The 23703-nt window shown below is 70.8% G+C and carries 1 protein-coding gene; it reads right to left on the bottom strand.

Annotation, left to right across the window (positions count from 1 at the left end; genetic code table 11):
- Nucleotides 1–17 precede the first annotated feature (17 nt).
- On the bottom strand, nt 18–23165 hold the full coding sequence (locus ACFWFP_RS03210) for a non-ribosomal peptide synthase/polyketide synthase (RefSeq protein ID WP_379292875.1): 23148 nt from the start codon (nt 23163–23165) through the stop codon (nt 18–20).
- Between the last annotated feature and the right edge of the window lie 538 nt (nt 23166–23703).

Genomic DNA, 23703 nt, shown 5'->3' with positions numbered 1-23703 from the left:
CGGCCGGCTCCGCGATTCTATGCGCCCATCGCCCCCGCCCGCGCATCGGCCCTCGTCGCCGGGTCCTCGCCGGCGAACCGGTGCGCAGCGGATCCGTTCCCGTCCAGGACGTCCGCGATCCGGGCCAGCGCCGCCTCGCCCGCCATCGCCCAGTGGGTGGCGGGGATGCCGTGCCGGTGGATCGTGCCGTCGACGGCGGTGGCCCAGCTCGCCGCGCCGCGCGATCCGCTGGGGTCGTCGACGGTGGCGGCGAAGTAGACGAGGTCGCCGTCGAAGCGACGTGGGCGGTAGTCGTCGACCATCCGCATCGAGGCCGTGGCGGCGTCGATGATGCGGGTGACGCGGTCACGATCGAGTGCCGCCAGTGGTCCGCCGATGCCCGCGGCCGCGGCGGCGAGACCGTCGGTGTCGAACGCGAGATCGTCACCGGCGAGCCCGCCGAGCAGGTCGCCGACGGTGGGCATCGTGGTCTGTTCCGGCCCGTCGCCGAGCCAGCTGTCCATCATGGCCAGCCGCGCCACCTGTTCGCCGTCGGCTTGCAGGCCGGTGGCGACGGCGTGGGCCAGCAGCCCGCCCAGCGACCAGCCGAGCAGGTGGTACGGCCCTTGCGGCTGCACTTCGCGGATGGCGGCGATGTAGCGGCGCGCCCAGTCGTCGATGGTGGCGGGCAGCGGTTCGTCGGCGGTGAGGGCAGGCGACTGCAACCCGTAGATCGGGCGCTGCGGGTCGAGGTGGCGGGTCAGTCCGGCGAACGACCAGGACACACCGCCGACGGGGTGGATGCAGAACAGTGGCGCGCCGGTGCCACCCGCGCGCAGCGGGAGCAGGACCGCGAACGCGTCATCGCCGGCATCGTCCTCGGCGCGTAGCCGTTCCACGACGACCGCGGGCGTGGGGTCGGTGAAGAACCACGCCACCGGCACCGCGCTGCCCAGCGCTTCGCTCAGTCGAGACGACAGCTGGACCGCGGTGAGGGAGTTGCCGCCGAGGTCGAAGAAGTTGTCGTCCATGCCGATGCGGTCCAACCCGAGCACCCGGGCGAACGCGCTCGCCACGCGCTGCTCGGTCTCGGTGATCGGCGCCCGATAGGTCGCTTGGCGCAGTTCCGGACGGGGAAGTGCGCCGCGGTCGAGTTTGCCGGAGGTGTTGACCGGCAACGCATCCAGCTCAAGTACCACCGCGGGCACCAGGTACCCGGGAAGTTCCGCGGCCAGGGCGGCCCGCAGCATCGCCGCATCGAATACCGAACTACCCCGCGTCACAATGTCATCGGCTACTGCACCCATTCCGGCTCCGGGACCTGTGCCGACGGCGGGAGCACCACCGGACTCCTGGTTGCGCGCTGCCACCACGTAGGCGACGAGCCGATCGGCGCCGGCCCCGGACACCACGGCGGCCGCGGCCTGCGCGACCCCCGGCCGCCGTTGCAGCGCGGCTTCGACTTCACCGAGTTCGATGCGCTGGCCGTTGAGTTTCACCTGCAGGTCGGCGCGCCCGACGTATTCCAGTGCCGGAGTGCCGCTTCCCCGCAGGCGAACCAGGTCGCCGGTGCGATACATCCGCGCACCGGACACACCGAACGGGTCGGGGACGAACCGCTCAGCGGTCAGTTCGGCGGCTCCGATGTACCCGTGTGCGAGTTGCGCGCCACCGACGTACAGCTCACCGGTCACCCCCGGCGGCACCGGACGCAGCCTGGCATCGAGCACGTAGAGCCCCGTATTCCACACCGGCGCACCGATCGGCACCGTGACGACATCGTCCTCGGTCACCCGGTGCGCGCTGACCTGCACCGTGGTCTCGGTCGGCCCGTAGAGGTTCACCACCTGCGCACCGGTCAGTGCGCGCACCTGCTGTGCCAGCGCGGCGGGCAATGCCTCGCCACCCGCGAACACCCGCCGTAGCGTCCCCCGTGTGACACTGTCGCCCGCAGCGGCTGCCTCCCGCACGTGCGCCAGATAGGCCGCGAGCAGCGTCGGGGCGAACTGCGCTGTGTCGATGTGATGTTCGGTGATCAGCGCGGCCAGGTAGGCCGGGTCGCCGTGCCCACCGGGCCGGGCGATGACAGTGCGGGCGCCCACTCGCTGCGGCAGCAACAGCTCCCAGACCGAGGCGTCGAAGGTGATCGGCGTCTTGTGCAGCACGGCGTCACCGGCGGTGAACCCGAACTGCTGTGCCAGCCAATCGAGCTGGTGGACGATCGCGCGATGCGGAACACCGACGCCCTTGGGCAGACCGGTCGAGCCGGACGTGAAGATCACGTACGCGGTGTGCTCCGGGAGCAACGGCGACACCCGCTCGGCGCCGGCGATCGGCCCCAGCGGGAGGCCCGCGAGATCGACGGTGTCCAGCGTGATCACGTCGTGCCCGCGCAGCGGGAGGTCCGTGGCATCGCCGCTGGTGGTGAGCACGCAGACCGGCTGCGCGATCCGCAGGATGCGAGTGATCCGCTCGTCCGGATGATCAGGATCGATCGGCACGTAGGTGCCACCCGCCGCCAACACCGCGTACACGCCGACCAGCAACTCGGCTGAGCGCCGAACTCCCACTGCCACCGCGTGATCCGGCCCGACACCGTGTTCGATCAGATGGCGCGCGAGCCGGTTCACCCGAGCCGCGAATTCGGCGTAGGTGAGAACGATGTCACCGTCGATGAGCGCGACAGCGTCCGGTGTCGCCGCGGCCCGGCGATCGAACGCTGTCGGCAGAACGCCGATCGCGTCGGCGTGAGCGATGTCGCCCGACAGCGACCGCGCATCCGAGGTCGCCGCGACCGGCCACGCATTACCGGCCGGATGCGCGGTGTCGCACCAGTTCTCGAGCATCCGGCGGTCGCCGTCGGTGAGCAGGTCGATATCACCGACCGCTGCTTCCGGGTTCGCCGTGACCGCGTCGAGCACCCGCGCGTAGCCGTCGGCGATGCGGGCGGCCGTCTCGGCGTCGAACAGGTCGGTGGCGTAGGTCAAGCTCACCGCGCAACCACCGTCGGCGGTGCCGGCGAGGACGAGGTCCAGGTCGAACTTGGCGACGGCGGCGTCGGCGTCCAGTCCGGTCACGGTCAGATCGGGCAGGACCACCTCGACCGGGTTCGCGGCCAGGTTCTGGAAGGCCAGCATCACCTGGAACAGCGGGCTGTGCGCGGTCGAGCGGTTCGGGTCGAGCACATCGACCAGTCGTTCGAACGGCACCTCCGCGTTCTCGAACGCATCCAGGTCCACCCGCCTGGTCTCGCGCAGCAGCGCGCTGAACGAGGCGGCGGGGTCGACACCGGTCCGCAGCACCAGCGTGTTGACGAACATCCCGACGAGATCGTCGAGGGCCTGCTCCCCGCGACCCGCCACCGGGGTGCCGATCGCGATGTCGCCGGTGCCGCTGAGTCGCGCCAGCAACGCGGCCAGCGCGGCGTGGGCCACCATGAACTCGCTCACGTCGGCGCGGCGCGCCAACTGCGCCACCCGTTGCCACACCGGCTGCGGCACCACCGTGTCGACACTCGCGCCACGATGCGACGCGACAGCAGGCCGCGGCCGGTCGGCGGGCAGTTCGAGCAGGCCGGGCAGTCCGGCCAATTCGGTGCGCCAGAATCGCAGTTGCCGGGCGGCGACCGACTCGGCGTCCTCTTCGCTGCCCAGGACAGCACGCTGCCACAGCGTGTAGTCGGCGTACTGCACCGGCAGCGGCGCCCACTCGGGTTCGGATCCCGCGCGACGCGCGACGTAGGCGGCGGTGGTGTCACGCAGGAGTGGTCCGGCGGAGAACCCGTCGGCGCTGATGTGGTGGATCACCACGACCAACACGACTTCGTCTACCGCGCAACGCAAGACACGCACCCGCACAGGCGGTGCGACGGTGACATCGAATCCGCGCCCGATCTCGGCCGCGACGATAGCCGGTACCGCGACGGGATCCACGGTCTCCACCACCGGTGTGGGCACGAACTCCCACACCGCCTGGTGCCCGATCCCGTCGACGGCCGGGTAGGCCGTGCGCAGTACCTCGTGCCGGTCGAGCACATCGGTGACGGCGGCCGCCAGCGCGCCGGCATCGATATCGCCGGTAAGCCGCACCGCGATCGGGATGTTGTACGCGGCGGACTCGGGGTCGAGGCGGTTGAGCAGCCACATGCGCTGCTGGGCCGCCGACAGCGGAATCCGTGCCGGTCGTGCGCCGGATGTCAGCGCGATCCCCGCGCCACTGCCGGCCCGGGGCGCGAGCGCGGCGGCCAGGTCGGCCACGGTGGTCGCTTCGAACAGAGTCCGCACGGGCACCCGCGTCGACAATGCCGCACCGAGGCGGGCGGCGACCCGGGTCGCGACGAGGGAGTTGCCGCCGAGTTCGAAGAAGTCGTCGTCGAGCCCGACTCGCTCGCGCCCGAGCACATCACCGATCACCTCGGCGACCGCCCGCTGCGCCGCGCTGACCGGCGCCCGGAACGGGCGGGCCACGAATTCCGGTGCGGGCAGCGCCTTCCGGTCGAGCTTGCCGGAGGTGTTGAGCGGGAACGCGTCGAGCACCACGATCACCGACGGCACCATGTAGGACGGCAGCACCGCCCCCACACCCGATCGCAGGGTGGCCGGGTCCAGCGCGACGCCCGGCGCCGGTACGACGTAGCCGACGAGCTGGTCACCGGTCGCACTCGCCGAAACCACCGCCGCGGCCTGACCGACCCCGGCCAGGCCGCCGAGTGCGGTCTCGATCTCGCCGAGTTCGATGCGCTGACCACGGAACTTCACCTGGAAGTCGATGCGCGCCAGATAGACCAGGACACCCTCGCGAGTCCATTTCACCAGGTCACCGGTGCGATACATGCGTGCGCCCCGGTCGCGGTCGTCTGCGACGGAATGCGCGACGTCGAGACCGGAGTCCACGGCAGCGCCTGCTGCACCGGCGAACGGATCCGCGACGAATCTGTCCGCCGTGAGGTCGGCGCGGCCGAGGTACCCGCGAGCGAGCTGTTCGCCCGCCAGGTACAGCTCACCGGCAACTCCCGGTGCGACCGGGCGCAGTCGTTCGTCGAGCACGTACACGCGCGAATTCCATGCGGGCACACCGATCGGCACCGTCTGCCCGCTCGCACCGCCGGCGGGCCACGCCGTCACCGACACGGCGGCCTCGGTCGGCCCGTACAGGTTGTGCACCGCCGCAGTCGATTTCGCCCGTAGCGCGCCGACGATCTCCGGAGTGAGCGCTTCACCGATCGCGAGCACGAGCCGCAGGCTCGCCAGGTGCTCGGCGTCGGCGTGCGCGGCGAACACTGCCAGCATCGACGGCACGAAGTCGACGACGGTGATCTGCCGCGCAGCGATGAGTTCGGCGAGGTACAGCGGGTCGCGATGCCCGTCCGGGGTAGCGAGCACCAGGGTCGCGCCCGCCGCGAGCGGTGCGAAGTAGCCCCAGACCGACAGGTCGAACCCGGACGCGGACTTCTGCAGGTACACATCGTCGCTGCCGAGGGCGTACTGCTCGATCAGCCAGGCGATCTGGTTGCGGATTCCGGCATGGCTCATGGCCACGCCCTTGGGCCTGCCGGTCGAGCCGGAGGTGAACAGCACGTAGGCGAGGTTCGAATCCCGCAGGGGGGCGTGGAGTTCGGACTCCGCGACCGGATGACCCGGGTAGCGGGCGGTGTCGACGTCCTCGAGCACGACAACCTTGCCCGGCCCCCCGAATTCGGCTCCGGCGGTGGTGAGGACGAGGTGTGGTCGCGCGGTGTCGAGGATCTGGGTGATCCGGTCAGCCGGGTGATCCGGGTCGATCGGCACGTACGCGCCGCCCGCGGTGAGGACCGCGTACATGGCGACGACGAGGTCGGTGGAGCGCCGGAAGGCGAGCCCCACCAGCGCGTCGGGGCCGACACCTGCCTCGATCAGGTACCGGGCCAGGCGGTTGACCCGGGTGCCGAGTTCAGCGTAGGTCAGCGCCGTGTCCTCGAACACGAGTGCGGTCGCTTCGGGGTTCGCCCGAACCTGCGCGGCGAACGGGGTGAGTAGCGATGCGGCATTGTCGATCTCGCGGCTGGTGGCGTTCCATGCGGTGAGGATGCGGGTCCGTTCGGCCGGTTCGAGCACCTCGACGGAATCCAGCGGTGTGTGCGGCGACGCGGCGACAGCGGTGAGCAGGCGTTCCAGCCGTTCGGCGATCGCCACCGCGGTCTCGGTGTCGAACACGTCGTGGGCGTAGGTGAGGACGCCCGTGACGCCCGCGGCCGCACCGTCTGCCGCGTACTCGTCACTGACGATGAGGTGCAGATCGAATTGCGACAGCTCGTTGTCGGTGTCGAGCCCCGACACGGTGATCCCGGGCAGGGCCAGCTCGGCACGTTCGAAGTTCTGGAACGAGAAGCCGACCTGGAACAGCGGATGCCGGGCGGTGGAGCGGGCCGGATCGAGCACCTCGACGAGACGTTCGAACGGCACCTCGGCATGGGCGTACACGGCGAGGTCGGTCGCGCGCTGGCGAATCAGCAACTGCTGGAACGACTCTCCCGCCCGCAGGCGCGTACGGAAGACCAGCGTGTTCACGAACATGCCGATCAGATCCTCGAGCGCGGCCTCCCCGCGCCCGGCGACCGGTGTGCCGACGGTGATGTCCGCGCTGCCCGACAGGCGAGACAGCAGCGCGGCGAACGCGGTGTGCACGACCATGAACAGCGTTGCCCCGGATTCCCTGGCCAGCGCGCCGAGCCGGGCATGGGTGCGCGCGTCCAGGGTCACCGGCACGGTCCCACCGGAGAGGGTCCGCACCGCCGGACGCGGGCGGTCCAGCGGCAGCGCGAGCTCATCGGGGAGATCGGCGAGTTCGGCGCGCCAGAAGTCGAGCTGGCGGGCGGCCACCGATTCGGGATCGGCTTCGTCGCCGAGCACCGCGCGCTGCCACAGCGCGTAGTCGGCGTACTGCACCGGCAGCGGTGTCCACCGCGGTGCCACACCGTCGCGCCGGGCGAGGTAGGCGGTCATCAGGTCACGCACCAGCGGCGGCATCGACGAACCGTCGGCGCTGATGTGGTGCACGACCATGGCGAGCACGGCCTCGTCGGCGCTGATCCGGTACAGCACCACCTGCCACGGCACATCCGCCGTGACATCGAAGGTGGTGGCGGCCAGCGCCGTCACGGCGTCCACGATGTCGGCGGCGACGATGTCGTGAACCCGCAGCGCCACAGCGGCTTCGGTGGCGGGCAGGATCTGCTGCACCGGCCCCTCGGCCGTCTCGGGGTAATAGGTGCGCAGCACTTCGTGCCGGCTGATGAGATCGTCCACCGCGGCGGCGAGCGCGTCGAGATCGAGCACGCCATCGAGTCGCACCGCGATCGGCACGTTGTAGCCGGCCGAATCCGGATCGAACCGGTTGAGGAACCACATGCGCTGCTGGGCGGGCGAGAGCGGGATCGACGCGGGCCGTTCCCCCGCCACCAGCGCCAGTCGCGCCGGGCCGCCGTCGGCGTCGAGCGCGGCAGCCAGCGCGGCCACCACCGGTGTCTCGAAGATCCGCGCCACGGGCACCTGCCGGTTCAGCGCCGCCCCGAGCCGCGCCGCGACCCGGGTCGCGATCAGCGAGTTGCCGCCCAGATCGAAGAAATCGTCGTCGGCACCGACCAGTTCGACACCGAGCACCCCGGCGACGACCCCGGCCACCAACTGCTCCGTCGGCGTCACCGGTGCGCGGAACTCACGAGCGACCAGCTCGGGCGCGGGCAGCGCCCGCCGATCGAGCTTGCCCGAGGAATTGACCGGGAACTCACCGAGGACAACGAACGCGCTCGGCACCATGTAGGCCGGAAGCACCTGCTGAAGAGCGGCTTTCACCGCGTCGAGGTCGAGCTCCGCGACACCGAGCAGGTAGGCGGTGAGATAGTCGCCGGTGCCGTCGTCGCGGACGGTGACCACGGCTCGCTCGATGGTGTCGAGGCCGCTGAGAACTGCCTCGATTTCACCGAGCTCGATGCGCAGACCACGCAGTTTCACCTGGAAGTCGGTGCGGCCCAGGTATTCCAGTTCACCCGTGCGGGTGCGGACCACGAGATCGCCGGTGCGGTACATGCGGTCGCCGGGGGCGCCGAAGGGGTTGGCGACGAAGCGGTCGGCCGACAGGTCGGGCCGGGCGAGATAGCCGCGGGCCAGTTGGACGCCGGCCAGATACAGCTCACCCGGCGTGCCGATGGGAACGGGACGCAGGCGGGCATCGAGCACGTGCAGGGCGGTGTTGGCGACCGGGGCGCCGATCGGCACCGTGACCGTGTCGGCGTCGGTGACCTCGTGGAAGCTCACGTCGACAGCGGCCTCGGTGGGTCCGTACAGGTTGTGCACGGCGACACCGGGGACCAGCGCCCGCAGGCGCTGGGCATCGGCCGCGGGCAGCGCCTCACCGGAGGCGAACACCTGCCGCAGCGAAACACAGTCGGCGGCACGCGGTTCGGCGAGGAATGCCGCCAGCATCGACGGCACGAAGTGCGCGACGCCGACTCCGGTGCGGGTGATGACCTCGGCCAGGTAAGCAGGGTCGCGATGCCCGTCGGGGCGCGCGATCACCAGGCGGGCGCCGATCTGCAAGGGCCAGAACAGTTCCCACACCGACACATCGAAGGTGATCGGCGTCTTCTGCAGCACCGTGGCATCGGCCTCGAGCCGGTAGGCATCCTGCATCCAGACCAGCCGGTTGACGATCGCGGTATGGGTAACCGCAACCCCCTTGGGCTTGCCGGTCGAGCCGGACGTGAACAGCACATACGCCAGGTCCGCACCCCGCAGCGGCCGGATCCGGTCGGCATCGGTCACCGGGTCACCGGTGAACGCGGACAGGTCGAGCCTGCCGGGCTCGACAACACGCGTGACGGATTCTCGCGCACCAGCGACGAATTCGTGCGTCCCGTCACCGGGTCCGACCGGTTCTCGCGGTGCGGCGGGCAGGACTGTGCGAGAGCCGATCACGGGGAAGTCGGCGGCGGCCAGCACGCAGACCGGTGCGGCGGCCGCCAGGACGTCGGCGATCCGGTCGGCCGGGTGGTCCGGGTCCAGCGGCAGGTAGGCGGCGCCTGCGGCCTGGACCGCGTAGAGGGCGACCAGGAGATCGATGCCGCGCCGCAACCCGACACCGACGACCGCGCCGGGACCGACCCGCTCGGCGATCAGCCAGCGCGCCAGGCGGGCGACACGAATCGCGAACTCGCCATAGGTGATGCGCTGCCCCTCGAACTCGAGGGCGATCGCATCGGGGGTGCGCGCGGCCTGCGCGGCGAACATCGAGACCAGCGTCGCGTCGGCGTCGAGTGGGGCGGCGGTGTCGTTCCACGCGGCGAACTGGGCGGACTCGGCGGCATCGAGCAGATCGATCTCGCCGACCGCGATGCTGTCATCGGCGACGACCGCGCTCAGCACCCGCACGAACCGCGCGCCGAACGACGTCACCGTGTCGGCGTCGAACAGATCGGTGGCGTAGCGCAACCACCCGCGCATCCCGGGTTCCCCCGCGGCACCGGTGATCTCGTTGATCGCCAGCGACAGATCGAACTGGGTGGTCGCCGCGGGCAGCGCGAACTCGTCGATCCGCAGCCCGGGCAGTTCGATGGTGGTGTCCTCGCGATGCTCGAACGCGAGCATCACCTGCACGATCGGCGAATACGCCGTGGAGCGAACCGGATTCAGCTCGTCGACGAGCCGCTCGAACGGGAGGTCCGCATGCGCGAAGGCTCGCAGATCGGCCGCGCGCACTTCGGCGAGCAGTTCACTGAATCCGGCCCCGGCATCGACCGCCGTCCGCAACACGAGGGTGTTCACGAACATGCCGACGAGATCGTCGAGCGCCGCATCGGCCCGCCCGGCGACCGGCGTGCCGACGAGAACGTCCGCACCGGCGCCGTGCCGAGAAAGCAGCACCGCGAACGCCGCGTGCACCACCATGAAGGTGGACACCCCGTGGCGGCGAGCCAGCCCCTCGATCCCCGCGACCACCTCGGCGGGCACATCGAACCCGACAGCGCCGCCCGCGCCCGTGCGTACAGCGGGCCGAGGCCGATCGGTAGCCAGTTCGAGAACCGGTGCGACCCCGGCCAATTCGTCACGCCAGTGCGCCGACTGCCGCGCCGATCGCGACTCGGGGTCGGCCGCATCGCCGAGTACGGCATGCTGCCACAGCGTGAAATCCGGATATTGCACCGGCAACGGCTCCCACTCCGGAGCGGCCCCCGCGGCGCGCGCGGCGTAGGCAGCGATCAGGTCCCGTGCCAGCGGCGTAGTCGACACACCATCGGCGGCGATGTGATGCACCGCGAGCACCAGCACATGCTCTGTCTCCGACGAACCCGCGTAATCCGCGGCAGTGCGACGGGACCCAGCATCGCCCACCCCGGCACCGCCCACCACACCAACGCCCACCGCGTTGCCGACCCGGGCATCACAACCCCCTGGAGCTGCTACCGCGGCACCGCGTGCGGATGAGTCAGCGGCAACAGCGCCCCCGGTGTCGTACAGCCTGACATCGCGATCGGTCACCGCATGACGGGTCCCGGCTTCATCTGATCGGCGGTCCACAGGCTCGTCCCGTGCCTCGCGGCGCAGCAGCGCGGCTCGTAGCGGCGGCTGGGTGGTCAGGTCGTAGCCCGCGCCGATGATGGTGCCCACGGCAGCGGCCAGATCACTCTCCGCGATCTCGCGGACAACAGCGGCAGGCGATACCGAGTCGACGGGCAGGACCACCTGGGTGGGGCCGTCGGCGTCTTCCGGGAAGACGGTGCGCAGTGCTTCGTGCCGATCGAGAACATCGGCGAGTGCCGCCCACAGCGCATCGGTGTCGAGGTCGCCGGTCAGGCGCAAAGCGATCGGCAGCGTGTAGACAGCGGAGTCGGGGTCGATCCGGTTCAGCAGCCACAGGCGAGTCTGAGCCGGCGACAACGGGATTCGATCCGGGCGCGGTCGCACCACGGTCAGCGGCGGTGTCTGTTCGAGTCCGGTGCCCGCACGCTCGGCGAGTCCGGCGACGGTCGGGGCGTCGAACACATCGCGCACGTCCAGCGCACTGCCGAGGGCGGCGTTGGCCCGGGCGACCAGGCGCATCGCGAGTAGCGAGTTGCCGCCGACGGCGAAGAAGTCGTCGTTGGCGCCGATGCGCGCCACCCCGAGCAGTTCGCCGATCACCCCGGCGAGCGCGGTCTGCGCGCCCGGTCGCGGCGCCACGTATTCGGTGGTGACGGACAGGTCGGCGGCGGGCAACGCGGCCCGATCGAGTTTGCCCGCCGAGTTGAGCGGCACGGTGTCGAGCACGACCAGGTGCGAGGGCACCATGTACGCGGGTACCCGGCCCGCGACATGCGCGCGCACCGCCACGCTGTCCACCTCGCCCGCGACATAGCCGACCAGGCACTGCCGACCGGCGTCGTCGGTCGCGGGCAGCACGGTCGCGTGGGTCACACCTGGTGCGTCGCCGAGCGCGGCCTCGATCTCGCCCAGCTCGATCCGCAGTCCACGGATCTTCACCTGGAAGTCGTTGCGGCCCAGATAGACCAGCGCACCGCCGCGGTCGCGGCGCACGAGGTCGCCCGTGCGGTACATGCGGGTGCCGTCGGCCCCGAACGGGTCGGCGACGAAGCGGTCGGCGGTCAGGTCGGGCCTGCCGAGGTAGCCGCGGGCCAGCTGGTCACCGGCGAGATACAGCTCTCCCGCGACGCCGCCGGGCACCGGGTGCAGGCGCTCGTCGAGGACGTAGGTGCGCACGTTCCAGGTGGGCCTGCCGATGGGCAGCTCGGTCTGCTCGACCGGGGCCGTGATCCGCTGGAAAGTGCTGGTGATCGCCACTTCGGTGGGGCCGTAGGTGTTGTGCAGCTCGCCGGGGATCGCGGCCAGCACGGTGGCCGCCAGCGGAGCGGGCAGTTCCTCGCCGCCCACGTGCAGCATGCGCAGCCCGCTCAGCGCGTCGCCGAGCCCTTCGGCGAGCATCGCGGCCAGCACCGACGGCACGATCTCCATGATGGTCACGCCCTGCTCACGCACCACTCGCGCCTGATATTCCAGGTCGAGGTGACCGCCGGGGCGCAGCAGCACCAGCGCAGCGCCGAGCAGCGCGGGAGCCAGCAGTTCCCAGAGCGAGACGTCGAAGGTGAGCGGCGCGCGCTGCACGAAGCGATCGGCCGAAGTCATGTCGTATTCGCCACGCAGCCAGCAGATCTCGTTGACCACGGCACGATGCGAGATCAGTACTCCCTTCGGCGTACCGGTGGAGCCGGACGTGAACAGCACATACGCGGGGTGCTCGGGGTGCAGCGGCGCGAGACGTTCGCGGTCGGTGATCGGGCCCGCTGCCCCGGCGTCCTGCGCTACGTCCTCGAGCTGGGCGACGGTGAGCACCGGCACCCCGGAGCGCGACGCGGCCGCGAAATGCACCGAGGCCGTGGCGGATCGGATGCCGCTGTCCACATGGTCGAGGTCACCGGCCGACGCGACGACGACGAGTCGCGGGGCCGCGGTCGCCAGCACGTGCCCGATGCGTTCGGCGGGCTGGCCCGCGTCGATCGGCACGTACACGCCACCGGCGGCGAGTACGCCGTGCAGCACCACCAGCAGTTCGATGCTGCGTGGAACAGCGACGGCCACCGGTGTTTCCGGCCCCACACCGCAGTCGATCAACCTGCGCGCCAACCGGTTGGCCCTGGCAGCGAGCGCGCCGTAGGTGATCTCGGCGCCTTCGAAGATCGCCGCCACCGCGTGGGGAGCTCGCGCGGCCGCCGCGTCGAGCAGGTGGGCGGCCAGTGGGGCGCGCAGGCCCAGTTCCGCGAGTGCGCTGTCGAGCGGGACCACGGCACCGTGGTGCTGCGCAGGCAGCGTGGCCGCGGCGGGGTCGGCGAGCAGGGCTAGGTCGCCGACCGCGGTGCCGGGCGCGGTGACCGCGTCCCGCAGCACCCGATCGAGCATCTCGACCATTGTCGCGACGGTGTCGGCGTCGAAAAGATCGGTGGCGTAGCGCAGTTCGAGGTCGAGGCCGTCGGGCGCACCGCCGGGCGCGAAACGGTCGACGAAGGTGAAGTCCAGATCCACTTCGATCGGCGCGTCCGGCAGGCTCAGCGCCGACAGGGTGAGCCCCGGCAATTCGAAGGCGGTCCTGCGCTGGTTCTGCAAGGCCAGGGAGATCTGGTACAGCGGTGAATACCCCTGTGAGCGAGCCGGATTCAGCGCGTCGACGAGGCTCTCGAAGGGCACGTCGGCATGGTCGAAGGCATCGAGATCGCCGGCGCGGACCTCGGCGAGGAGGTCGCTGAAGCGCGCGCCGGCACGCACCTGCGCGCGCAGGACCAGTGTGTTGACGAACATGCCGACGATGTCGTCGAGCTCACGATGGCCACGCCCGGCCACCGGGGTACCGACGACGATGTCGGCACCGGCCGAGAGCCGCGCGAGCAGCACCGCGAGGCCCGCGTGCAGCACCATGAACGGGGTAGCGCGGTGCGCGCGAGCCAGTTCCTCGATCCCGCGATGCAGATCCGCGCCGAGGGTGGTGGTGAAGGTGGCACCCCGGTTGGAGGCGATCAGCGGCCTGCGCCGATCGGCGGGCAGCGTCAGGACATCGGGCAATCCCGCGAGCCGGTGCGTCCAGTAGTCGAGCTGGCGGGCCAGCGGCGCGTCCGGGTCGTCGGCACTGCCGAGCCCCTCGGTCTGCCACAGCGCGTAGTCGGCGTAGTGCACGGTCAACGCGGGCAGCTGCGGCTGGGCACCGGCGGCGCGGGCGGCATAGGCGGCCACCAGATCCCGGGTCAGTGGTCCCATCGACCAGCCGTCGGCGGCGATGTGATGCACAACGAGCACCAGCACATGTTCGGTCGCCGCCACCCGCAGCAGTGCGGCGCGCACCGGCACCTCGGTGGTGATCTCGAAACCACCGGCGAGGACCGACACCACCGCCGCGGGCACGTCATCGGCAGCCACGTCGACTACGGCGAGCTCGGGCACGAACGCCGGCCCGACGAGTTGTGTCGCCTGTCCGTCGAATTCGGGGTAGGTGGTGCGCAAGGTCTCGTGCCGGGCGATCAGATCACCCAGGCCGCCACGCAGCGCGGTCGTATCCAGCTCGCCGCTGAGCCGGATCGCGACCGGGATGTGGTACGCGGCGGAGTCCGGGTCGAAGCGGTGCAGGAACCACATCCGCTGCTGGGCGGGCGAGAGCGGAATCCGGTGCGGCCGTCGACCCGCCACCGGTCCACGCCTGCTGCCGGTACCGCGCAGCGCATCCAGCCGCACGGCGAGCGCGTCGACGGTGCCGGCCTCGAACAGCTCGCGCACCGGCACCCGCGCATCCAGCGCGGCACCGAGCCGGGCCGCCACCTGGGTCGCCAGCAGCGAGTTGCCCCCGAGGGCGAAGAAGTCGTCGCCCGCGCCGACCCGGTCGAGGTCGAGCACCCCGGCGAAGGTCGCGGCGACGATCCGCTCGGTGGCGGTGGCGGGCTCGCGGTAGTCGAGCCGGCGCGATTGCGGCGCAGGGAGTGCCCGGCGGTCGAGCTTGCCGGAAGCATTCACGGGCAACTCGTCGAGGAAGACGTAGGCGCCAGGGACCATGTAGGAGGGCAGGGTCGCCGCGATCGCCGCGTCGAAGTCGGCGGTGGTGGGCGCCGCCGACGAGTCGGGTCGCGGAACAGCCGGCGCGACGGCGACAGCACGGACCGCGTCGCCTCCCCCGGAATCGGCGCCGCCGGCGATGGGGCCGAAGTCGCCGTCGGCGACCTCGGGTGTCTCGGCAGCACGGACGACGTAGGCGACGAGCTGATCGGTGCGGCCTTCGTCCGAGCGGACCAGGGCGGCGACGCGGCCGACGCCGGGAACCGAGGCGATCGCGGCTTCGATTTCGGCGGGTTCGATGCGCAGGCCGCGCAGTTTCACCTGGAAGTCGGTGCGGCCGAGGTAGTGCAGCGCCGGGCCGTCGGCGCCGGTGCGCCAGGTGACCAGATCGCCGGTGCGGTACAGGCGCTCGCCCGCGCCGAAGGGGTCGGCGACGAAACGTTCGGCGGTGAGCTCGGTCCGGCCGTGGTAGCCGTCGGCGAGCTGCGCGCCCGCCACGTACAGCTCGCCCGGAACCCCCGCGGGGACGGGACGCAGGCGCGAATCCAGCACGTACACACGGGTATCGGCGACCGGTGCGCCGATCGGCACCATCGCGCCGAGTTCGTCACCGGCCTCGTGCGTGGTGACCTGGATGGCGGTTTCGGTCGGGCCGTACAGGTTGACCACCGTCGCACCGGTCATCGCGCGCGCCCGCCGCGCCAGGCCGGTCGTCAGCGCTTCACCGCCCGCGAAGACCAGTCGCAGCGAATCGGCCTGCGCGGCAGCCGGTTCCGCCATGACCGCGGCGAGGACCGACGGTACGTACTGGACCACGCTCACCCGATGCCGCGCGGTGGCTGCCGCCAGGTAGGCCGGATCGCGATGCCCGTCAGCGGTGGCGAGCACCAAGCGCGCCCCGGCGTGCAACGGCCACAGCAGTTCCCACACCGATGCGTCGAAGGTGAACGGCGTCTTCTGCAGCACCACGTCGTCGGCGCCGAGCGGGTACTCCCGCTGCAACCACAGCAACTGGTTCACCGCGGCCTTGTGCGGCACGGCCACACCCTTCGGCCTGCCGGTGGAACCCGACGTGAACAGCACATACGCGAGGTGCCCGGGACGCAGCGGCGCCACCCGCTCCGCATCGGTGATCGGATCGCCGGACAGCGCCGACAGGTCGAGCGCGTCGACCTCCACCACCGACTCGCCCACAGCCACACCGATTCCGGCAACCGTCAGCACACAGACCGGTGCCGTCTGCGCCAGCACAGACGCGGTCCGCTCGGCCGGATGATCCGGGTCCACCGGCACATAGGCCGCCCCGGCCGCGAGCACGGCGTGCACCGCGACCAACTGCTCCACACCACGACGCATCGCGACCGCGACCAGCGAGCCGGGGCCCGCTCCCAGCCCGATCAGATGACGGGCCAGCCGTGCGACGCGCACGCCGAACTCCGCGTACGAAAGCTGCACTGCGGTCGTCGAATCGGCAGCGTTCCGCAGCGACGCCTCGGGCACCACACCCCTGGCGCGGTGTGCGGCGATGGCATCGGCTGCCGCGTGTTCGAGCCGGGAGATCGCGCTCGAGGACGCCCCGATTCCGAGGGGCGCGTCCTCGGCCGCGGTGGGGTCGGAATCGACAACCACGGCGATCGCGTGGGGCGTTGCGGCGGCTCGGTCAGCGAGCAGCGAGGCGAGAGTCGCGGCGTGGCCGGTCTCGGTGGCGGTGTCGTTCCACGTGGTCAGGAGGTGGGTCCGCTCGGCGGCGTCGAGGACGTCGAGATCGCCGACGGGGCGTGCCGGGTCAGCGAGGACGGCCGTGAGGATGCGGTCCAGTCGGGTACCGAAACTGGCGATGGTGGTGGCGTCGAACAGGTCCGTGGCGTAGAGGAAGGCGCCGGAAATGCCGGTGGGAGTGCCGTCGTCGTCGCGGTGCTCGGTGAGGGTGAGTTCCAGGTCGAACTTGGCGACGCCGGTGGGCAGGTCGAAACCGGCGACGGTGAGTCCGGGGAGCGCGAGTTCGCGCGGGGTGTCCTCGTTGAGGGACAGCATCACCTGGAACAAGGGGTTGCGGGCGGTGGAGCGGACCGGATCGAGGACCTCGACCAGGCGCTCGAACGGCACGTCGGCGTGGCCGAAGGCGGCGAGGTCCGTCTCGCGGACCTGGGCGATCAGTTCGGTGAACGGGGTCGCGGGCGTCACCTCCACGCGCAGGACGAGGGTGTTGACGAACATGCCGACGAGATCATCGAGCGCGCGCTCACCCCGCCCCGACACCGGCGTGCCGATCGCGATGTCGGTGGTCGCCGACAGCCGCGCCAGCAGCACCGCGAACACCGCGTGCGCGGCCATGAACACCGTGATGCCCTGCGCGCGAGCGAATTCCGCCAGTGCCCGATGGGTTGCGGCATCGATCTCGACGCCGTGCATCGCACCGCGCCGGGAAGCGACCGCAGGCCGGGTCCGGTCGGCGGGAAGTTCCAGCTGCTCGGGCACCCCGGCCAGCGCGTCACGCCAGAACGAGAGCTGCTTCGCCGCCACCGATTCCGGATCGCCCGCATCGCCGAGCACGGCATGCTGCCACACGGCGTAGTCGGCGTATTGCACCTCCAACGGCGCCCACCCCGGGGCCGCACCGGCGGCTCGCGCGCGGTAGGCCGTGAGCACGTCCCGGATCAGCGGCCCGAACGAGAAACCATCGGCCGCGATGTGATGCAACACGATGACCAGCACATACTCAGCACCCGCCGAGTCCGCCGCACCGGCAGGCAGGTCGGCCCCGTCACGCTCGACCGATGCGCGATGCGCGGTGTCGTCGGCAACCCTGAGCAGCATCGCGCGGATCGGGGCATCGACGGTGAGGTCGAAGCCGGTGGAGGCGAAGGTACGCACGGCGTCGGACAGGTCGGCCGCATCCACGATCCGCGGGTGCACCTCGGGGACGAGGCCGGTCGGCGGAAGGATCTCGGCGAGGGCAGTGCCGTCGAGTTCCGGGTAGCGGGTGCGCAGGACCTCGTGCCGGTCCAGCACGTCGACGATCGCGGCCCGGAGTGCGGCGATGTCGAGCGCACCGGTGAGCCGGACGGCCATCGGGATGTTGTCGGTGGCCGAGCCGGGATCGAAGCGGTTGAGGAACCACATGCGCTGCTGGGCAGGTGAGAGCGGGACAGGATCGGGCCGGGTTCCGGCCACCAGCGCGGGACCGGTGCCGGTGCCGCGCAGACGATCGGCGGCCGCGGCCAGCGTCAGCACCGTGGTGGTGTCGAAGAGCTGGCGCAGGGGGATGCGCAGGTCGAGGTCGGTGCCGATGCGCGCCATCAACCGGGTGGCGAGCAGCGAGTTGCCGCCCAGGTCGAAGAAGTCGTCGTCGCGACCGACCCGGTCCAGTCCGAGGACCTCGGCGAACGCGTCGGCCACCACCTGCTCGGCCACCGATTCCGGCGCCCGGTAGGCGGCGGTCTCGAAGACCGGCGCGGGCAGCGCGGCCCGATCGAGCTTGCCGACGGGGGTCAGCGGCACGGCATCGAGGGCGACGACCGCGGCGGGCACCATGTGCGAGGGCAGGTGCGCGGCGGTGTGCGCGATGAGGGTCGCGGCGTCGATCGTGGCACCGGCGACGGGCACCATGTAGGAGACGAGCACCGTCGCGCCCGCGTCGGTGCGGTGACCGACGGTGGCGGCGAAGTCGACCGTCCGATGGCGGGCGAGGACCGCGTCGATCTCGCCGAGCTCGATCCGGAAGCCGCGCACCTTCACCTGGAAGTCGTTGCGGCCCAGGTACTCCAGATCGAACGAGCCTGCGCGCCGCACCCAGCGCACGGTGTCGCCGGTGCGGTACATCCGTTCGCCGGGCGCGCCGAAGGGATTGGTGACGAACCGTCCGGCGGTCAGCGCGGGCCTGCGATGGTAGCCGCGCGCCAGCTGCGCACCAGCGATGTACAGTTCGCCGACGACCCCGGCGGGCACCGGCCGCAGCCGCTCGTCGAGCACGAGTTCGGTGGTGCCCTCCACCGGCGCGCCGAGAGTGATCGCCGTTGTCGCACTGAGTGGTTCGCTGATATTGGTGACAATGGTCGTCTCGGTCGGCCCGTAACCGTTGCGGAAGACCAGACCCGGAATCGCGGCGGTCCACCGCGCCACCAGTTCCGGCGGGCACGCCTCGCCACCCACCACCACCATCCGCAGCTCGTCGAGCCCCTCCGGGTGCACCGTCGCCAGCGCCGACGGCGTGATGACCACATGGGTCACCTGCTCGACCCGCAGCAACTCCCCCAGCTCCGCCCCACCGAACACCCCGGCGGGCGCGATGACCATCGTCGCCCCCTCGGTGACGGTCAGCAGCAGCTCGGCCACCGAGATATCGAACGAGGGCGACGCCACGTGCAGCACCCGCGCATCCGCCGACGCCAGATACCGCCACGCCTGCACAGGCAGATACGCCGCTACCGCACCGTGCGGAATCACCACGCCCTTGGGCAGACCGGTGGTGCCGGAGGTGTAGATGACGTACGCGGGATCCAGCGGATCCACCGCTCGTTCACCCGCCGCGCCGCCGTTCGCCGCACGGCCACCTGCTGCGCCGCCGGTAGGGGAATCGGCCACGGGGGCATGTGGAGAGGCCACGACGCCGTCGGGACCGGTCTCGGCAGCACCGGCACCGTTCTCGGCACTGATCGTGCTGTCACCGGGACGTGTGTATGCGCCCAGGTCTGCCTGCGCCGCCTCGTCTGCCGTGTGTTCACTGCCGTCGAGCACGAGCCAGTTCACGGTAGCCGGCAGCTCCGACCGCACTGCCTCGATCGTGATCCCCGCTGCCGCGCCGGAATCGGAGAGCATGTGGGCGATGCGGTCGGCGGGGTAGTTCGGGTCGACCGGGAGGAAGCCAGCGCCGGACTTCACAACAGCCCAGATCGCGGTGATCGAGTCGGCCGAACGCGGAATGCTCACGGCGACGAGGTCACCCGCGCCGATGCCGAGATCGGTGAGGCGGGCGGCCAGCTGGGTGGAGGTGGCGTCGAGCTCGCCGTAGGTGAGGGTGCGGGCACCGTCGCGGATCGCGATCGCGGTGGGGTCGGCGGCGGCACGGGCGAGCACCTGCGGCAGTAGCGGAGCGGGCGTCGACGGGCCGCCGGTGCGGGCGGTCAGCTCGGCGAATTCGGCGTCGATCAGCAGTGGCAGGTCGGCCACCGGGGTCTGCGGGGCGGCGGCGATCGCGGCCAGCAGACCGGTGAAGCGCGACACCATGCGGGTGATGGTCGGCTCGTCGAACAGATCTGTGGCGTAGGAGAATTCGCCCGACAGACCGATGGCCGCGGATTCACGCAGGGTCACCGAGAGATCGAACTTCTCGATGTCATAGGGCAAGTCGACGGCGGCAGCGCGCAGCCCGGGCAGCTCGAAGGTGGTGGGCGGCAGGTTCTGCAACGACAGCGCCACCTGGAACAGCGGATGGCGACCGGCCGACCGCGCCGGGGCGAGCACCTCGACCAGTCGCTCGAACGGCAACGTGGTGTGGTCGAAGGCCGCCAGATCCCCGGCGCGGACATGGCCGAGCAGGTCGGTGAACGGTTCGCCGCCGCGCACCTGGGTGCGCAACACGGCGGTATTGACGAACATGCCGATGACATCGTCGAGTTCGGCGGCGCCGCGCCCGGCGACCGGCGTGCCGATCGCCACATCGGCACTGCCCGACAGGCGGGCGATCAGCACCGACAACGCCGCGTGCAGCACCATGAACAGGGTCGCGCCCTGTTCCGCGGCAGCCGCGTTCAGCGCCGCGACCACGTCGGCATCGAGCTCGAACGCGATGGCGCGCCCCCGCATCGACGCCATGGCGGGGCGCGGCCGATCGGTCGGCAGGCTCGACTCATCCGGCAGTCCGGCCAGCGAATCACGCCAGAACGCGATCTCGCGCCCGGCCTGTGCCTCGGCGTCGTCCTCCGCGCCGAGGACGGCGCGCTGCCACAGGGTGTAGTCGGCGTACTGCACCGGCAGCGGATTCCACTGCGGCGCCGCACCTTCGGCACGCGCGGAGTAGGCGGTCATCGTGTCGCGTACCAGCGGGCCCGCCGACCAGCCGTCGGCGGCGATGTGATGCACCACCAGCACCAACACGTGATCGCCGTCGACCTCGAACAACCGCGCGCGCACAGGTGGGGCGGCCGTGACGTCGAAGCCGCGCAGAATGACAGCCGCCAGCACCTCCGGAAGCTCCTGGGCGCTGACGCCGACGGCATCGAGCAATGGCGAAGACCCCGACACGGCGACATCGGTGTCAGCCTCGTAGCCGGCGGCGTGGTTGCTCGAATCCAGTTCGGCTGCCAGCGCATCGAGCGCGGCGGCGACCGGGAGTACCAGCTGCGTGCCCACTCCGGCGACCTCGGGGTACACCGTGCGCAGCACCTCGTGCCGCGCGATCAGATCACCCACCGCCGCCCGTAACGCATCCTGATCCAGCGCACCCGTCAACCGCACCGCGATCGGGATGTTGTACGCCCCGGTCTCCGGATCGAACCGGTTGAGGAACCACATTCGCTGCTGGGCGGGCGAGAGCGGCAACACTTCGGGACGCGGGCCCGCGACGAGCGCGGGCCGATCATCGATCACCCCGCCCTCGACCAGCTTCGCGAGTACGGCGACCGTCGGGCTGTCGAAGAAGTCGCGAACATCCACCCGCACACCGAAATTCGCCTGCAATCGGCCGATGGCGCGGGTGGCGATCAGGGAGTTGCCGCCGAGGCGGAAGAAGTCGTCGTCCAAGCCGACCACGTCCACCTCGAGCAGCTCGGCGAACAACGCGGCGACACTGCGTTCGGTCGCCGTGCGAGGCTCCCGGAACTCGGCGGCGGACACCCGGAAGTCCGGTTCCGGCAATGCTTTCCGATCCAGCTTTCCGCTGGCATTGATCGGCATCGCGTCCAGCTGCACCAGCAGCGACGGCACCATGTACTCGGGCATCGACGACTTGGCGTGCTCGATCAGCTCGGCCTCGTCGAGAACCGCGCCGTCGACGCTCACCACATAGCCGACCAGCGCCTCACCGGCGGCATGGCGATGCAGCACCACCGCCGCGTTGCCGACGCGCGGATGCCCGGCCAGCACGGCCTCGATCTCCCCCAGCTCGATCCGCAGACCGCGCAACTTCACCTGGAAGTCGGTGCGCCCCAGGTATTCCAGCTCGCCACGCGACTCCCGCACCAGGTCACCGGTGCGATACATGCGTTCACCGGGCACGCCGTAGGGATTGGCGACGAACCGATCCGCGGTGAGCCCCGGCCGCGCCACGTACCCCCGCGCCACTTGGACACCCGACAGATACAGCTCGCCGACAACCCCGACGGGTACCTGGTCGAGGTTCTCGTCGAGCACGAGCAGCCCGGTGTCGTCGGCGGGACCACCGATCGGCACCGACACCTCGTCGAGAGCGGTCACCTCGTGCGCGGTGACGTCGACCGCCGCCTCGGTGGGCCCGTACAGGTTGTGCAGCGCCGTCGACGACAACGCGCGCAGCCGGGTGGCCGTGGCGGCGGGCAACGCCTCACCGGAGGCGAACACCATCCGCAACGACGTCAGATCCGCCTCGGGGCCCACGTCACCGACGAACGCGGCCAGCATCGACGGCACGAAATGAGTCACGGTGACCCGATGCCGCGCGATCAACGCCGCCAGATACGCGGGATCACCGTGGCGACCCGGTTCGGCGACAACCAGCCGAGCGCCGATCTGCAAGGGCCAGAACAATTCCCATACCGACACATCGAAGGTGTAGGGCGTCTTCTGCACCACCACATCGGCATCGGTCATGCCGTAGCGGCGCTGCCGCCAATCCAGGTTCGCCACGATCGCGCCGTGGGTGACCGCCACGCCCTTCGGCCGGCCCGTGGAGCCGGACGTGAAGATGACATAGGCCGTGTTGGCCGCCCGCACGCCGGACACCACCTCGCCGGGCACCGCGACCCAGTCGATGTCATCGGTGCGCAGCACCGGCGCGCCGTTGAGATCCGGCTCGTCGCAGGCCCGCGTCACAACCACCACCGGCCGCGCCACCTCGAGCACATAGTGCAACCGGTCCACCGGATGATCGGGGTCCAGCGGCACATACGCACCGCCCGCCCGCACGATCGCGTGGACCGCGACGATCAGCTCGACACCGCGCCGCAGCGCCACCGCGACCAGCGACTCCGGCCCGACACCCGATTCGGCCAACCGCGCCGCCAGCACCCGCACCCTGGCATCGAATTCCGCATAGGTCAGCGTGCGGTCACCGAACTGCACCGCGACAGCGTCGGGCGTGCGCGCCACCTGCGCGGCGAACCGATCAACCAGTGTCGCAGGGGCCACCACTTCCATCCCCAGCGCCGCCATCGCGTCCGCCGCGAGCGAATCCAGCAGCACACCGAAAGTCCCCTCGGCGGCATCGACCACGCCGGGGAACAGCTCGGCGAGCACCACCTGCACGAGCGTGTCCGCGTCCAGCGCCCCACCGGTGAGCTCGGCCATCAGCGTGAGCTGGGCGTCGAGATCGGCATAGGACACCGCGGTGCCGTCGAACTCGACCGCGATCCGCGCCGGATCCATCGCCGCGACCGTCGCCACCAGCGCTGCCAGCTGTTCTGTTTCCGCGCGCGCCGGAGTGGGGTTGGTCATCGCACACTGCCTTCCATTACCGGCCGCGGGTAATGCCACGCGGCCGCACAAACTCTCGGAACTCCCCGGGCTCGCACCGGGGTGAGGTGGATCGGCGCGGGGGCGGCCCACCTCGGGCACCCTGCCCGAAATCCGCCCACTCACCCCGGATTCAGCGCGATCGGCTATGACACGATCGCGGCAATCCGGCTCGCCGCCACGCAACCAGCAATGACTCGGTTATCTCCCGACCTCCATCGTCAACCCCGACACCTGAAACACGCGTCCGAACACGAGGAGAAGCGTATTCGTTTCAATAATAAACCGGACCAGATTCAGTCAAAATAACGGCGGGAGGACTCACTTTTCGGCTCTGAGAACGGTCCAGCGATCCGACCGCGTACGCCGAGCCGACAGCGGTCGACGCGGGGCTCTCGATGGGCGGCGTCACGGCTGTCGGCACAGATTCACACTGTGTCCGGACACACTAAACGAGACAACGTTGCATCACCGTTGCATCATCGTGATCCAGATCACGAACGTGCTCGGCGCCGGAAAA

It is taken from the genome of Nocardia sp. NPDC060249 (assembly GCF_042728755.1).
Classification (GTDB): domain Bacteria; phylum Actinomycetota; class Actinomycetes; order Mycobacteriales; family Mycobacteriaceae; genus Nocardia.
Note: the sequence above shows the minus strand (reverse complement) of the source record. Positions and strands in the feature narration are given on the sequence as shown.